Source organism: Flavobacterium daemonense (assembly GCF_007341385.1).
Lineage (GTDB): Bacteria > Bacteroidota > Bacteroidia > Flavobacteriales > Flavobacteriaceae > Flavobacterium > Flavobacterium daemonense.
Window position 1 is genome coordinate 165,852 of the sequence record NZ_VJYD01000007.1, and the last position, 15,539, is coordinate 181,390.

General features: G+C 32.7%; 11 protein-coding genes. 4 read left to right on the plus strand and 7 right to left on the minus strand.

Translation table 11 applies throughout. The features are described from left to right. Nucleotides 1-39: 39 nt before the first annotated feature. Nucleotides 40-774, plus strand: coding sequence for a 23S rRNA (guanosine(2251)-2'-O)-methyltransferase RlmB (gene rlmB, locus FND99_RS11245; protein WP_144338064.1), 735 nt, complete (start codon nt 40-42; stop codon nt 772-774). Nucleotides 775-813: 39 nt separating this feature from the next. Continuing rightward, on the plus strand, nt 814-1,617 hold the full coding sequence (locus FND99_RS11250; RefSeq protein WP_144338065.1) for a DUF2490 domain-containing protein: 804 nt from the start codon (nt 814-816) through the stop codon (nt 1,615-1,617). Here the strand turns inward: FND99_RS11250 and FND99_RS11255 are convergent, their stop codons facing one another. Both FND99_RS11255 and FND99_RS11260 read right to left on the minus strand, forming a co-directional pair. Continuing rightward, nucleotides 1,618-2,124, minus strand: coding sequence for a hypothetical protein (locus FND99_RS11255; RefSeq protein ID WP_144338066.1), 507 nt, complete (start codon nt 2,122-2,124; stop codon nt 1,618-1,620). 70 nt (nt 2,125-2,194) lie between these two features. After that, a complete protein-coding gene (locus FND99_RS11260; protein ID WP_144338067.1) occupies nt 2,195-2,953 on the minus strand; it encodes a rhomboid family intramembrane serine protease in 759 nt (252 codons plus the stop codon). Between the two features lie 170 nt (nt 2,954-3,123). Here FND99_RS11260 and FND99_RS11265 point away from each other — a divergent pair, with 170 nt between their 5' ends. Continuing rightward, on the plus strand, nt 3,124-4,401 hold the full coding sequence (locus FND99_RS11265; protein WP_144338068.1) for a replication-associated recombination protein A: 1,278 nt from the start codon (nt 3,124-3,126) through the stop codon (nt 4,399-4,401). Between the two features lie 15 nt (nt 4,402-4,416). Here FND99_RS11265 and FND99_RS11270 read toward each other — a convergent pair whose 3' ends face one another. The 5 genes from FND99_RS11270 to FND99_RS11290 form a co-directional block, all read right to left on the minus strand. Next, nucleotides 4,417-5,199: a hypothetical protein gene (locus tag FND99_RS11270; RefSeq protein ID WP_144338127.1), complete on the minus strand. Its 783-nt coding sequence runs from the start codon at nt 5,197-5,199 to the stop codon at nt 4,417-4,419. A 2-nt stretch (nt 5,200-5,201) separates the two neighbouring features. Continuing rightward, nucleotides 5,202-5,888: a YjjG family noncanonical pyrimidine nucleotidase gene (locus tag FND99_RS11275; protein ID WP_144338069.1), complete on the minus strand. Its 687-nt coding sequence runs from the start codon at nt 5,886-5,888 to the stop codon at nt 5,202-5,204. 3 nt (nt 5,889-5,891) lie between these two features. Then, nucleotides 5,892-6,581 (minus strand): RadC family protein, encoded by a 690-nt coding sequence (radC, locus tag FND99_RS11280; RefSeq protein ID WP_144338070.1) that lies wholly within the window; start codon nt 6,579-6,581, stop codon nt 5,892-5,894. 165 nt (nt 6,582-6,746) lie between these two features. After that, nucleotides 6,747-8,102: a UDP-N-acetylmuramate--L-alanine ligase gene (locus FND99_RS11285; RefSeq protein WP_144338071.1), complete on the minus strand. Its 1,356-nt coding sequence runs from the start codon at nt 8,100-8,102 to the stop codon at nt 6,747-6,749. A gap of 79 nt (nt 8,103-8,181) precedes the next feature. Further along, nucleotides 8,182-8,868: a tetratricopeptide repeat protein gene (locus FND99_RS11290; RefSeq protein ID WP_144338072.1), complete on the minus strand. Its 687-nt coding sequence runs from the start codon at nt 8,866-8,868 to the stop codon at nt 8,182-8,184. A 129-nt stretch (nt 8,869-8,997) separates the two neighbouring features. Here FND99_RS11290 and FND99_RS11295 point away from each other — a divergent pair, with 129 nt between their 5' ends. After that, complete coding sequence (locus FND99_RS11295; protein ID WP_144338073.1) at nt 8,998-15,492, plus strand: alpha-2-macroglobulin family protein; 6,495 nt, start codon at nt 8,998-9,000, stop codon at nt 15,490-15,492. Nucleotides 15,493-15,539 lie beyond the last annotated feature (47 nt).

Genomic DNA, 15,539 nt, shown 5'->3' on the forward strand with positions numbered 1-15,539 from the left:
GTTTTTTTTTTATATAAACAATATACCTATATTTGCATCATGGAAAAAGAACATCAAATATTTGGAATTAGAGCCATTATAGAAGCAATTCAGGCAGGAAAGGAAGTTGACAAGGTATTTATACAAAAAGAAATTTCTGGAGAATTAATGAAAGATTTAATGAAAGTGATGAAACGCGCCAACATTAATTTCTCATATGTACCGGTTGAAAAGTTAAATCGTCTTACTCCAAATAATCACCAAGGTGCTGTTGCGACAATATCGCCTATTGGATTTATCGAACTAGAACACTTAGTTGAATCAACAATTGAATCGGGCTCAAAACCATTGTTTCTAATCTTAGACCAGATTTCTGACGCACGTAATTTTGGTGCTATCATCAGAACCGCTGAATGTACTGGGGTAAACGGAATCATTATTCAAAAAGCTGGATCAGCTCCAGTAAACGGTGACACGGTAAAAACATCTGCAGGTGCGGTTTTCAACGTTCCTATTTGCAAAGTTGAGCACATTAAAGATGCTATATTTTATTTACAAGGTTCTGGAATCAAAACGGTTGCTGCAACTGAAAAAACGGATCAAAATATCTATGATATAACATTAAACGAACCTATCGCCATTATAATGGGCTCTGAAGATAGAGGAATCAATCCTTCTGTTTTAAAAATTGTTGACGAGAAAGCTAAACTTCCAATGTTTGGTTCTATAGGATCTTTAAATGTTTCTGTGGCTTGTGGAGCTTTTTTATACGAAACTGTTCGCCAAAGAGGATAAAAAATTGAGAATTAAGATGACTCATAAATAACAAAATGAATGTCTTCAAAAAATGCTCATCAAAACATATCTAAAAGGAATTATTTAATACTTGTAATTTTTTTAATTACAAGTATTTTTTATGGACAAAACACCACTTACAATCAGTTTTGGAGCGAATATCAATTCAACAAAACTCTTAATGAAAAATGGTCTGTTGAATTAAATCTTGGAGCTGCCTATAGCGGCACAGAATCTTCTCCTAATATTTTTCAAGAAAATACTCAACGTTCAATAAGAGGTTGGGGACATTATTACCTGACACCACGTTGGAAACTTTCTTCATTTTTAGCGTACAATCATAATAAAGATGTTCCAGAGATTGGTCAGTTTGAATCACCAGAATGGAGATTTGCATTGCAGGGAATTTATTATTTTCACAAAACAGGCTACACTTTAAGCACTCGAATGAGACTTGAATTGAGACACATGCGAGACCAAGATGGAAATTATGACAATGTAATTCGTTATCGTCAGCAAATAAAATATCTAAAACCGCTTAACAGTAAAATTTTGAGAGAAGGTGTTGTTTATGCAATTGCTTCAGACGAACTTTATTTCAAAACTGGATCAAAAGTAACCGGAGAAAGTTTTTTTGACCGAAATAGATTTAATATCGGAGCAGGATATTTATTTACTGATGACATTCAGGTTGAACTAACTTATGCTAATGAATATCTCCCAAGAAATAAGGGAAATCAAACCGTAAATGCCGCATCATTGACATTAACTTTCAACAATCTTTTTAAGACCCTGGATAAAAAGTTATTTCACAAAAATGAACCAATACCTGAAGACCAATAACTACTTTTCATCTTCTTTTAAAAAACAGGCAAGCTGTCTTATAATGGCTCGTTTGTGCAATTTAAAAGTATAATCACGAACAAAATCGGTTCCTTTCATGCTAATTTCAGCAACCACGGCTTCAAATTTAGAGAACGAATCCAGATCTTTATCATCAATCAGATATAAAACCTGCATTATTGAGTCATTTTTGATATACTGGGTGTCATAATGTTTCAAAGTATACATTTTATTATCTGCCAAATGCATTACCAAATCGTCCTTGATTTTTTTCCCTTCTTTTTTTGGCGGAAATGGTGTTGGCTGCAATGCAATAAAATAATGCTCTTTATCCGTCACTATATTAATTTTTAAAGATTTTGATTTTGTTGTATAAAATACTTCCGGATCAAAATAATACACCATTGAACCATCGGCCAATATTCTATTTTTAATATCACATTGCGCTATTGCTTTGGCATTTACCAAAAGAAACAAAACGACAAAAACAAATCCAATCTTCTTCATAACTAGTTAAATAAAATTAGAGTATTCAAAACAAAAGTACCGTTTTTTTAATCTCGAAATAAACTTGCTCTTATTTATCTTCTGATTCTGTTTTAGTTACTGTATAATATACTGGAAAATCAGAACTAAAATAAGAGACAATTCCCTCCTCTTCTTCCGGAATTGGAGTGTTTACAAAATTTCCGTTTTCATCAAAATGCTTCATAAAAGGATCTTCATCTGGATTGAAATCTGGACGTTGCCAATCATAAACAATTGGCTTTGTATACTCTGGGGTTCGATAAAATAACGACAAAACAAAACCTGTAATGAATCCAGCCAAATGCCCTTCCCAAGAAATCGTCGCATCAACATCTGGAAAAACATACCAAATCATACCACCATATAATAAAATCACAGAAAGTGAAAGCGCAACTAAACGATAATAGCCTGTTTGAATCCCTTTAAAGAAAATAAAACTCACTAAAACATAAATCAATCCGCTTGCGCCAATGTGATAATTCTCTCGGCCAATAATCCAGGTAATCAAACCAGAAAATAAAATTCCGTAACCAATTACAGGAATTGTTTGTTTAGGATAAAAAAACTGCAATGCTGCAAGCAAAACTAAAAGCGGAATCGAATTATTATAAAGATGCTCAAGATTTTCATGAATAAAAGGACTGAATAAAACACCCTGCAAACCAGAAAAATCTCTTGGATAAATTCCGTTTTGGTAAAAGTCGAAATCGAAGCGAATCTGAAACCAATAAATAATCCATAAAAAAAGGACAAAAAAAACAGGAAGTCCAACTACTGCAGTAGAAAATTTAAAATCTTTATCGTTCATGTTTTAAAAAATCAATTCAATTATTGGCATCAAAAAACTGTCCAAATCTAATTTACTGATAATTTGTCATATTATAAAACATGTCTCAGATTGTAACAATCCTTACTTGAATCATTTGTTTTAACTTTTAAGAGACAAAATCTAAAACTAAAAAATAGTAATTTTACAAAATGGAAGCACCTTTAGCCGAGCGTATTCGCCCACAAAAATTAGAAGATTATGTAAGTCAGAGTCATTTAGTTGGCCCTAACGGATCTTTGACACAACAAATTTCAAAAGGAATTATTCCTTCTTTAATTTTTTGGGGACCACCGGGAACAGGAAAAACGACTCTGGCACAAATTATCGCACAAGAATCAAAACGTCCATTTTACGTTTTAAGCGCCATAAATTCTGGTGTAAAAGACATTAGAGATGTTATCGACAAAGCAAAACAAAGCGGTGGCTTATTTACTGCCAAAAACCCTATTTTGTTTATCGATGAGATTCATCGTTTCAGCAAATCACAACAAGACTCGCTTTTAGCCGCCGTTGAAAAAGGATGGATAACACTTATTGGCGCTACTACAGAAAATCCAAGTTTTGAAGTTATTCCCGCATTATTATCCCGCTGTCAGGTTTATATCTTAAATGCATTTAACAAAGATGATTTAGAAGCCTTATTGCATCGCGCAATGAAAACTGACGTTTATCTAGCATCAAAAAAAATAATTTTAAAGGGAACGGAAGCCTTACTCCGACTTTCTGGCGGAGATGGCAGAAAATTGCTGAATATTTTCGAACTTGTAATTAACGCTTCTGCAGGCGACGAAATTACAATTACAAATGATTGCGTTCTTGAATTAGTACAGCAAAATACCGTTTTGTATGACAAAACCGGTGAACAGCATTACGATATTATTTCAGCTTTTATAAAATCAATTCGAGGAAGCGATCCAAATGGAGCGGTTTACTGGCTGGCTAGAATGATTGAAGGCGGTGAAGATGTAAAATTTATTGCCAGAAGAATGCTTATTTTATCCAGCGAAGATATCGGAAATGCAAATCCAACGGCATTTATAATGGCAAATAATACTTTTCAGGCGGTAACGACTATTGGTTATCCTGAAAGCCGAATTATTTTGAGCCAATGCGCTATTTATTTGGCGACTTCTCCAAAAAGCAATGCTTCGTATATGGCAATTGGAAATGCGCAGCAATTAGTAAAACAAACTGGAGATCTTCCAGTTCCAATTCATTTGCGAAATGCGCCGACTAAATTAATGAAAGAACTAGGATACGGCGACGATTATAAATATTCACATGATTATGCCAATAATTTTGCAGAACAGGAATTTTTACCCGATGCCATAAAAGAAACGGTTCTTTACAAACCGGGAAACAATTCTCGAGAGAACAGCAACCGCGAATTTTTAAAGAACCGTTGGAAAGATAAATATGGTTATTAAAACCAGATTTTATATTTAGAATTTAACTGAAACTTTTTCAGAAACTAATTTATCATTTTGATAATATTCAAAAAACCATTGATTGTCTTTTGCATTTAAAGTCCCTTGAACACCATCTTTGATAGCGATGAATGAATCTGGACGTGACGTTTTCAATAATTTCATTACCACTTTTGGTGTTTTGTCAATCAACTGGAATCCGTTGTCAGTTGGTTGTGCGTAAAGTAAATTTGGATCAGCCACATCAGCAACAGGAGTTGCATTTACAGTTTGCTGAACCGCTGGTGTTACCGCAGCAGCAACTGCAACCGGAGCAGCAGTAACCATACCTGCTCTAGGATTTGGCGCAATAGTTTTACCGCTATACTTATAATGTAGGTTGTTTACCGAGATAAAAGCCATATTTAAGCTTTCTCTATAAGCTATTTCATAATCTTTTTCTTTGCTTTTACCCACTTCTGAGGTATAAACTACTTTACCGTAGCAATCTTTTAATTCGATAAAAAGCTTAGTTACTAAAAACGCGTTATCTTTTTTTACATCAATATATAAAAGCTGACAACGATCTGCTAGTTCAGCAGGAAGCTCTTCATTTGCATAAAAAGCTTGAAAACCAGCTTTTGTCAAATTTCCTTTGCTGATTGTTGCCATTCTATATTGATTATCTGATTTTAAAAAATCATATTTCAACGGCACAATAACTGCTTTGTAATCATTAACAGACTGCCCAGATTGTGCAGATTGAGCAAATCCAATAATTGAAATAAAAAGTGCAGTCAGTAAAAATTTAATTCTCATCATTATAAATATTTTTTAAGTTCTAATAAATGGTTTATTTGTTTAATATTCTGAGGGACATCAATTTTTTTTTCATTAAAGAAAATAGCATCAAGACCCGCATTTAAAGCTCCGTTTACATCCGCATCTAAACAGTCTCCAATCATGATGCTTGTTTCTTTTGATGCTTTTGCCAAATTAACAGCATAATCAAAGATAATACTATTTGGTTTTTTTACACCCGCTAATTCAGAATTTGTAATGGTATTGAAATAACCCGAAAGCGATGCGTTTTTAATCTTTTTATCTTGAACATTCGCAAAACCATTTGTTATAATATGAAGTCTGTACTTTGGTTTCAAATATTCTAAAACCTCAACAGCACCATCAAAAAGATGATTATTATCTGTTAAAAACTCAATATAGTGATTGGCTATTTCGTTGATATTTTCATCTGAAATTTCATAATTCAAAGCATCAAATGAAAACTTTAATCTATTGTAACGAAGTTCTTGGTGCGTTATTTCGTCGTTTTGATATAACTTCCAGCAAGATTGATTGATAGGAATATATTTTTCAATAAAATCTTCCGTTTTTATTTCCGGAAATTTACTCTTAAAAATACGATCAAAAGCCATTTCTGAATTTTTGTCAAAATCCCAAAGCGTATGATCTAAATCAAAAAAAACATCTGTAATTGTGGTATTCATAATTTAAAAAATTCCTTCATCTACAAAACTATAATATTTTGTTTCAGTAATAATCAAATGATCCAAAACTTTAACATCTAAACTTTCCCCAGCAAGCTTTATTCTTTTTGTAACCTGTTTATCCGCTTCGCTCGGAGACAAATTCCCCGAAGGATGGTTATGACACAAAATCAAGCCAGTAGCTCCATTTTCGAGTGCCAGTTTAAAAACCAAGCGAACGTCAACAATCGTTCCTGTAATACCGCCTTTGCTCAACTGAGACTTTGAAATCACTTTATTAGAATTATTCAGAAAAAGTACCCAAAATTCTTCATGAGCCAATTCGCCGATAATAGGGACCATTAATTCAAAAACTAATTTGCTCGAAGTAATTTTCATCAATTCGACTGTATCTTCTGCCCGGCGCCGGCGCCCTAGTTCCATTGCGGCAATAATTGTAATCGCTTTCGCCTCCCCTATTCCTTTAAAATTCATTAATTGAGATAAGGACATTTTACCTAAGGCGTTCAAATTTTCTGCATTTTTCAGAATTCTTTTACTCAAATCAACCGCCGATTCATTTCGACTCCCTGAACCAATCAAAATTGCGATCAACTCAGCATCGCTCAAAGCACTTTTCCCCTTAAGCATTAATTTTTCGCGTGGCCTATCGTCTTCCGACCAATTTGTAATTGGGAAATGAGTTTCTTCCATAAATTAAATGATTTTTCTAAGAAGCGAATATATTAAAAAGAAAGAAAAATCATTCAAAAAAATAAACAATTACAAAATGTGCCAATTAGACAATTTGATAATTAAAAAAAAATGTGCCAACTGCAACGCAATTGACACATTATCTAATTATCTCATTGACTAATTTTACTCAATCAATCCTTTTACTTCATCAAAATTCAATCCGCCGTAATTTCCAGAACTCATTAATAAAAGTGCCGAATTATCTAAATTCAAATTAAATAAATATTCTTTGAACTCAGCAGGATTAGTATAAATTATAAGATCTTCACGATTAAATGCTTTAGCAATCTGATCGTAAGTCACTTCTTCTAATTGTTTGATTTTTACAGCATCTGGAGAATAGAAAACAACCGCTACATCAGCATATTCTAGCGCACCTTCATACTCTTTCAAAAATTCAGCATTTAAACTGCTGTACGTATGCAGTTCTAAACAAGCAACTAATGTTCTGTTTGGATATTGCTCTTTTACGGCTTTTGTGGTTGCAGCAACTTTGCTAGGCGAATGCGCAAAATCTTTGTAAGCCACTTTTCCTTTTCCTTCCGCAATTTTTTCTAAACGTTTTGACGCTCCTTTGAAACTAGCAATTGCTTCGTAAAAATCAGCTTCATCAACACCCATATTTTGGCAGATCCATTTTGCCCCAGCTAAATTATTTAGATTGTGAGCACCAAAAACTTCAATTGGCATATCGCCCTCAGGAGTTTCCAACAAAGTCACACCGTCGCTTACTGTATAGTTTGGAGTTGAATATCCTAATTTTCGTATCGGATTTGTAGCTGCTTCGGCAACACGTTTTACTTCTGGGTCATTTTCATTGTAAACCAAAATACCGCCATTTGTAATTTTTTGAATAAAAATTTCAAACTGCTCTACATAATTTTCATATGTTGGAAACACATTAATATGATCCCACGCAATTCCCGAAATCAACGCAATATTTGGCTGATATAAATGAAATTTTGGGCGTCTGTCAATTGGTGATGATAAGTATTCGTCACCTTCAAGAACCATAAAATCATTTTCTTCGGTAAGATGAACCATCGTATCAAACCCTTCAAGCTGAGCTCCTACCATGTAATCTACAGCTATATTATGATAATGCATAACGTGCAAAATCATCGAAGTAATTGTAGTTTTTCCATGAGAACCACCAATTACAACACGCGTTTTATTTTTAGATTGTTCGTATAAAAATTCTGGATACGAATAAATTTTCAATCCTAATTCCTGAGCTTTCAGCAATTCTGGATTATCTGCCTTTGCGTGCATTCCTAAAATGATTGCATCGATATCGGCCGTAATTTTTTCAGGAAACCATCCTAATTCAGCCGGAAGAATTCCTTTTTTTTCTAATCTTGATTTTGATGGCTCAAAAATAGCATCGTCACTTCCTGTAACCTGATATCCTTTGTTATGTAATGCCAATGCTAAGTTGTGCATTGCACTTCCGCCTATCGCGATGAAATGTGTTTTCATTTAAATTTCAATTATTAATTCCGAAACTATCGGGACAAATTCCAATTATTTCTCAGAATTTAGTTTTAAGATTTTTATGTTAAGCTTCGAATTTTCGTTTTAAATCCTGCGCTTTTTTTGTGTCTTTTAATTTGTTCAAATATAAATTATATAATTTTTGAAATGTGACTTTTGAATTGCCAATTTCATGCGCTTTTTTATAATTTTTTTCGGCCAAATCATATCTTTTGAAATATTCGTCGATCCGTCCTCTAGAAAGATAGCCATCAATGGGAGAAAATTGCGCTAATTCATTAGAATATCCAATTGCTTTCGATTCGCTCCCGCCTAAAATCCCAGGCAATTGTAAATATATTTCAATCAGTGCCCATCGCGCTTGAACATGTTTCGGATTGAGTTCGATTGCTTTTTCAAAAGCTTCTTTCATATCGCCCACCATTGCGAACGCTTTTAATTTATTTACTTCAAGCGAATGCATTGCCAGACAACCTCCATATTTAAAAAAATAATCAGCCACTGTGGGTTTTAATTCTTTTAGTTTTTTGAAATATTCAGCTCCTTTTACCCAAGATTTTTGATGTGCCGAAATCTCTCCTAAATATTCCAAAGACTTAATATCTGATGGATTATTTTTCACAATTCCTTCCAGAATTACTTGTGCTTCATTGTATTTTTTTGACTGAAATAATTTCTCTGCTTTTTCAAAATTAGATTGCGACCAACAGTACATTGGAACAATTAAAAGGAAAAGTAGCAGCTTTTTCATATTTCAAAAATAAGGAAATATAAAATGCGATCTGCTTTTGAACATAAATTAGTAATTTGTACGAAAATTATTTTTAATCCAAACCAACCTTTTACATAAGATTATCCTCTTTAACAATAAAACCAGTTTATGAAAAATATTTTAGTTGCCTTTTTGTTTTTTTCAACAGCAATTTTTGCACAACAAAATGACAAAAAATGGGATAAAGTTATTGGATTAGAAAATCAAGGTAAAGTTAAATCTGCCAATGAAATTGTCTCAGACATTTATGATAAGGCAATCAATAAAAAAGACGAAGTTCTAATGATAAGATGCTTTTTCTATCAATCTAAATACTTACAGGTTTTGGAGCAAAATGCTCAAACTAAAATTCTAAATAATCTTCAAACAGACATTAATCGTGTTTCAATTCCATCAAAAGCAATTTTGAATTTGGTGTACGCAAAATGTTTAACCGATTATTACAACAATAACAGATATCAAATTAGCAGAAGGACTAAAACTACATTTTTAGATACCGACTTTTTAACTTGGACAGAAAATAATTTTATCTCACAAATTGATCTCGCATTAAAAAATTCATTGGAAAATGAAGCTGTTTTAAAAACCACTTCTTTAGCAAAATATGAATCTATTTTTGATTTTAATACAATCGAAAAATTCAAAACATTAAGTGTTTATAATTACGTACTATCAGAAAACATTTTTTTTCAAACCCAAAAACTCCGTACGTGGGAAATTATAAAAAGTGATTTTTCAGCTTTTAAAAAAGACCTTTTAGGGAACTCAATTGATTTTGTAAAGCTAAATTTTGATTCTGTTTCTAATGAAAACCTTAAAGTGACTTTGAAGCTTTATCAAAAACAGGAAATTAATAATCCATCAGCCGAAAACATCTGGCAAAGAATTTTATTTAGCAAAAATTATCTTATTGAAGTTGATGATGATTATATTAAAGCATTGACAGCTTTTCAAAAGAAAACAAATGATATTATTCTTATTCAAAATATTCAGCTTGAAAAGGCTTATTATTTAACCCAAAATGCATCAAAAAATATTCATCCAGATTATAATGTAAAAGCAGTTACTACTCTGGACAGTATTTTAAAAATTGAAAACAGATCCAATGCTTACAAACTAGCGCTTCAGAAAAAAGAAAATATTTTACGCAAATTTCTAAATGTGCAGCTTCAAAAATATGTTTATAATAATGAAAACATAAGAGGTCACATTCAATATCAAAATGTCGCAAATATTAAAATTTCATTCTTCAAGATTAATCAAGCGCAAATTAAGCAAATGTCATCTCATAAAAGAGATAGTACAATTGAAAGTATCGTTTCAAAAGCACAACCTGTAAACGCTAAAAACTACGCACTAATCGATAAAAAAAACCATCACCAATACTCGACAGAGGTTTTGCTTCCAAAATTAGAAACGGGTTCTTATTTAGTTCACTTTGAGAGTGAATCTGATACGGAAGATAGAAAAGCGAGTGGTTACGAAACTATAACAGTTTCTCAATTTATTGTATTGGCTTCAGCGCATGAAAAATCTGAAAATTATCAGGTTCTAGATCGAAAAACAGGAAAACCTTTAGAAAATGTAACGATCAAAACACCTTCTTTTTCAACTAAAACGAATACAAATGGAAATGCAACCTTGGATAAATCAAAAGATAGCTCTAATGAAATTCTGACTTTTTACACCACAAACGACACACTTTCTCTACGCAAAAGTTATCTTTATTATAATGCTGAATATGAGGATGAAGAAAATAACAAACCAAAATTTAATGGCAATGTAGAATTCTATTTAGACCGTGCAATTTATCGACCTGGGCAAACGGTATATTATAAGGGAATTGCTGTTCAAAAATTAAACGGCATTATTTCTGTTGTTCCTTATACAACATTTAAAATTACGGTTGAAGATGCTAACCAAAACGACTTCAAAGAATTTGATGTTACTACAAATGAATTTGGATCTTTTTCGGGAGAATTTGTTTTGCCAAAAAATGGACTTACAGGAAATTTTAACATTACAGCAGATGAACCAGATGAATACGAAAATGACAAGGTTTATAATAAAAAAACAGACGAACATCCATTTTGGGATAATGTAGATTTCTCTACTTCAGCTTTAGGTTTTAGAGTTGAAGAATATAAACGCCCAAAATTCGAAGTCAATTTTGAATCTAAAAAAGAAAGCTTTGAACTTAATAAAGAGGCAAAAGTAAAAGGAACAGCAAAAGCTTTTGCCGGTAGCAACATTTCTGACGCTAAGGTGACTTACACAGTTACCCGAAACACGAATTATTCTAGAAATTATTATTCGGAAGAAAAAAGCGAAGTACTATCAACTGGTGAAACAAAAACAGATGCGTCGGGAAAATTTACAATTGATTTTACAGCAATTCCCTCAAAAACAGCCATAAAAGAAAAACTTCCTGTTTTTTCTTATCTAGTACAAGTTTCGATAACTGATATTAATGGCGAAACACATGATGCACAGACTACTCTAAAAATAGGCTATCACGATTTGGAACTTAGCACAACTGTTAAGCCAACAATTTCGACTAAAAATAAAAATGATATAAAATTTTCGAGTACCAATTTAAATGGTGAACAAAAAGCTGTTAAAGGAGAAATAAAACTCTATTTTCTAAAGCCAACATCCTCAAAATTCAAAACAAGAGTTTTTCCGAAGCCAGAACTTCCAACAATTTCAGATGCAAAATTTGAGGAATTATTTCCTTATGAGTCAAATTTTGATTTAGAAGATAAAACACCAGGAACTTTATTGTTTTCTAAAAAGATTGATACAGAAACAGATAAAAATCTTCCCCTCGATTTTATTTCAGATTATCAATCTGGAAACTACAAAATAGTTTTTTCTGCAAAAGATAGCTTTGGAAATTTAATTGAGGATACGTCAACTTTCAAAATCAAACAAAGCAAAGACAAATTTGAACCAAGTCGCTTATTTACAGCTGAGCAAATAAATTTAGATGCCGCAAAAGATGGTTTTGCTTTAGTAAGACTGACATCTACTATACCAGATTTGTACATCGTGGGAGTTGCTAATTTTGAAGGCTATATTTTTTCAGAAGAAACCTATCATTTGGTAAATCACGAAGCCATAATTAAAATTCCACTAAAAAAAGAATTCAGAAACATTGTTACCCTTAATTTTGAAAGTATTTTCGAAAATGAAAAATTTGACAACAGTGTCTCTATAATTTTAAAATCAGAAAAACCAGAATTAAAATTCGATGTAGATACTTTTAGAAGCAAATTACAACCTGGAAGCTTAGAAAATTGGTCGTTTAAACTTACAGGAACTTCAACAAAAAAAGAAGCTGAAGTTTTAGCTACTATGTACGATGTCTCTTTGGACCAATTTGCCACAAAAAGTTGGGAAAGATGGAACGATTTCTACAATAGCGGAACTCTTGCACGTGGCATATCAAAATCTGTTTTAGGAAGTGAAAAAACAAATACTATAATTACTTCTCTAAATGCTTACTCAAAACCCGTAGAACTAAAAAATGAAAGCACCAAATTAATCTGGTTTGGATTTGACTTCAACAACACAAACAATAATCTCCTCTATCTTCAAAGAGAATATCAAAGACAAATAACCAAAAAGATAAAGAAGCCATTAGGCGCAAAAATGATTTCGGGTATTATAATCGATAATAATAAAATGGCTATTCCTGGCGTATCTGTAACTGTAAAAGGGACGCAAAGAAGTACAACCACCGATTTTGACGGCTACTATGAAATTGAAGCGAATGAAAATGAAGAACTTGTTATCTCTTTCATTGGTTTTGAAAGCGAAACCATTATGGTTTCAAAAAATAAAAACATAAATATCTCTTTAAAGGAAAATAGTACTAATCTAGAAGAAGTTGTGGTGGTTGGCTACGGTATTCAGAGAAAACAGTCTTTAACAGGAGCAGTATCTCAAGTTGTTGTTGAAGAAGACAATACTGTTTATAATACAGCCGGCATCCCAGAAGCATTAACAGGTAAAGTTGCGGGCATTAGTGTAGGCGACTCTAAAATCAAGGTTAGAGGAAGTTCATCAGTCTCAGATGGAAATTCGCCAATTTATGTCGTCGACGGAGTTATCGTAAGCGACATGAAAAACATTGACCCAAAAGATATTTTGTCAATCGATGTTTTAAAAGATGATAAGACCACTTCGCTTTATGGCTCCAAGGCAATTAACGGCGCTATTATAATTACCACTAAAAAAGCATTAGAAGAATTAACACAAGTAAAAGCAAGAAAAAATCTTTCTGAAACTGCGTTCTTCTTCCCAAATTTAAAAACCGATTCTTACGGAAAAGTAAGTTTTAATTTTACTTCTCCCGAAGCTTTAACGGCATGGAAACTTCGTTTGTTGGCACACAATAAAGATGCTGTTTTAGGCTATTTAGAGAAAAATGTAATTACTCAAAAAGATCTAATGGTTTTGCCAAATTTTCCACGATTTTTTAGAGAAAAAGATACTATCGTAATCAGTGCTAAAATTTCGAATATTACTGTTGAGGCGAAAACCGGAATTGCAAGCTTACAGTTTTTTGACGCTGTAACAATGCAGCCAATTGATGCTCAAATGCTGAACACAAAAAACATAAAAAACTTTAACATTCCAGCTTTTGGAAATACAACAGCAAATTGGACGATTGTAATTCCCGAAGGTTTACAAGGTGTACAATATAAAATTGTGGCGAAATCTGGAAATTTCTCAGATGGTGAAGAAAATATTCTGCCTGTCTTGACAAACAATATACTGGTGACGGAAAGCATTCCGCTTTGGGTTCTTGAAAATTCAACAAAAGAATATACGTTTGAGAATCTAAAAAACAACAATTCAACTACTTTAAAAAATCATCAATTTACACTTGAATATACTTCAAACCCAACTTGGCTCGCTATACAGTCGTTTCCATATTTAATGGAATATGAGCATGAATGTGCTGAGCAGACTTTTGCGCGTTTTTATGCCAATGCACTAGCATCAGAAATTATTTCAAGTAATCCGAAAATTGCTTCAATTTTTGAAAATTGGAGAAAAAACGGAAAACTAAATTCCAAATTAGAAGAAAACGAAGAATTGAAATCGATAATTCTTGCTGAAACACCTTGGTTGAATGATGCCCAAAGTGAAGACGAAAAGAAAAAGAACTTAGCGCTTTTATTTGATTTAGAAAAAATGAAAACGTCTCAAGAAGCCACTTTCGAAAAATTAAAACAAAAACAGAAAGCTTCAGGTGGATTTTCTTGGTTTGATGGCGGTTCTGAAAGCGAATTTGTTACAAGACATATTCTGGCAGGTTTAGGTCATTTAGAAAAACTCAGCAAAAGCAGTGCTGCAAAAACGGATCAAATTACCAAAACCGGAATTCCTTTCCTAGACAATAAATTCTTAGAATATTATAAAGCAAGAACTGAAGACTTAAAAGCAACTAATAAACTTATCTGGATCAATCCATATTCTGATCTGCATTATTTATATACCAGAAGTTTTTATCTAGAGAAATATCCAATGTCTGATACTTTGAAAAAAGCGACTAAATTATATCTGGAAACTGCTAAAAAAGATTGGTTGCAATATTCGCTTTACGAAAAAGGATTAGCAGCGATTACACTAAATCGTTTTGGAGAAAAAGAAACCGCAAAAAAAATAATTGAAAGCCTAAAAGAAACAGCTTCAAACAATGATGATTGGGGAATGTACTGGATTGCCAACAAAGCAGGTTGGTACTGGTATCAGGCACCAATTGAAACGCAGGCTTTATTGATTGAGGCTTTCGCCGAAGTAACTAACGACACCAAATCTGTTGATGCAATGAAAGTATGGCTTTTGAAAAACAAGCAAACCAAAAATTGGCCTACCACAAAATCTACGACTGAAGCCATTTACGCGCTATTATCGCAAGGAACCGACTGGCTTTCGGTAAAAGACAACATGGTTATAAAATTGGGTGACGAAAAAATCGTGACGAAAAAACTTTCCGAAAATGAAAAAGAAGCTGAAACCGGCTATATCAAACTGAACTGGAAACCTGAGGAAATCAGAAAAGAAATGGCTTCAATAAAAATCGAAAACAAATCTAAAGTTCCTGGGTTTGGTGGCGTTTATTGGCAATATTTCGAAGATTTGGATAAAATCAAAAATAATTCTGTCGCCGTTTTATCTGTTTCGAAAGAATTATATTTAAAGAAAAATACTTCAAAAGGAAGTGAATTCCAAAAGATAACAACTGAAAATCCTTTAAAAATTGGCGATTTAGTAACTGTCCGTTTAATTATTAATGCCAAAGAAGACATGGAATATGTTCATTTAAAAGATATGCGCGCTTCTTGTTTTGAACCTGTAAATGTACTTTCAGAATATCAATATAAAGATCGATTAGGATTTTACATGAGCACAAAAGATGCCGCAACACATTTCTTTTTTGACCAAATAAACAAAGGAACTTATGTTTTAGAATATGACATTCGGGTAAATAACAGCGGTGAATTCTCAAACGGAATTACAACAATCCAAAGCATGTACGCACCAGAGTTCACAAGTCATACAAAAGGAATTCGAGTAAAAGTTCAATAAAAAATCCGCCACGAATTCACGAATTTTTTTAAATTAATTCGTGAATT

What these genes read in the sequence shown, in the direction of transcription:
- rlmB (WP_144338064.1), top strand. Translation starts at nt 40, where the DNA reads ATGGAAAAAGAACATCAAATATTTGGAATTAGAGCCATTATAGAAGCA.
- FND99_RS11250 (WP_144338065.1), top strand. Translation starts at nt 814, where the DNA reads ATGTCTTCAAAAAATGCTCATCAAAACATATCTAAAAGGAATTATTTA.
- FND99_RS11255 (WP_144338066.1), bottom strand. Translation starts at nt 2,124, where the DNA reads ATGAAGAAGATTGGATTTGTTTTTGTCGTTTTGTTTCTTTTGGTAAAT.
- FND99_RS11260 (WP_144338067.1), bottom strand. Translation starts at nt 2,953, where the DNA reads ATGAACGATAAAGATTTTAAATTTTCTACTGCAGTAGTTGGACTTCCT.
- FND99_RS11265 (WP_144338068.1), top strand. Translation starts at nt 3,124, where the DNA reads ATGGAAGCACCTTTAGCCGAGCGTATTCGCCCACAAAAATTAGAAGAT.
- FND99_RS11270 (WP_144338127.1), bottom strand. Translation starts at nt 5,199, where the DNA reads ATGAGAATTAAATTTTTACTGACTGCACTTTTTATTTCAATTATTGGA.
- FND99_RS11275 (WP_144338069.1), bottom strand. Translation starts at nt 5,888, where the DNA reads ATGAATACCACAATTACAGATGTTTTTTTTGATTTAGATCATACGCTT.
- radC (WP_144338070.1), bottom strand. Translation starts at nt 6,581, where the DNA reads ATGGAAGAAACTCATTTCCCAATTACAAATTGGTCGGAAGACGATAGG.
- FND99_RS11285 (WP_144338071.1), bottom strand. Translation starts at nt 8,102, where the DNA reads ATGAAAACACATTTCATCGCGATAGGCGGAAGTGCAATGCACAACTTA.
- FND99_RS11290 (WP_144338072.1), bottom strand. Translation starts at nt 8,868, where the DNA reads ATGAAAAAGCTGCTACTTTTCCTTTTAATTGTTCCAATGTACTGTTGG.
- FND99_RS11295 (WP_144338073.1), top strand. Translation starts at nt 8,998, where the DNA reads ATGAAAAATATTTTAGTTGCCTTTTTGTTTTTTTCAACAGCAATTTTT.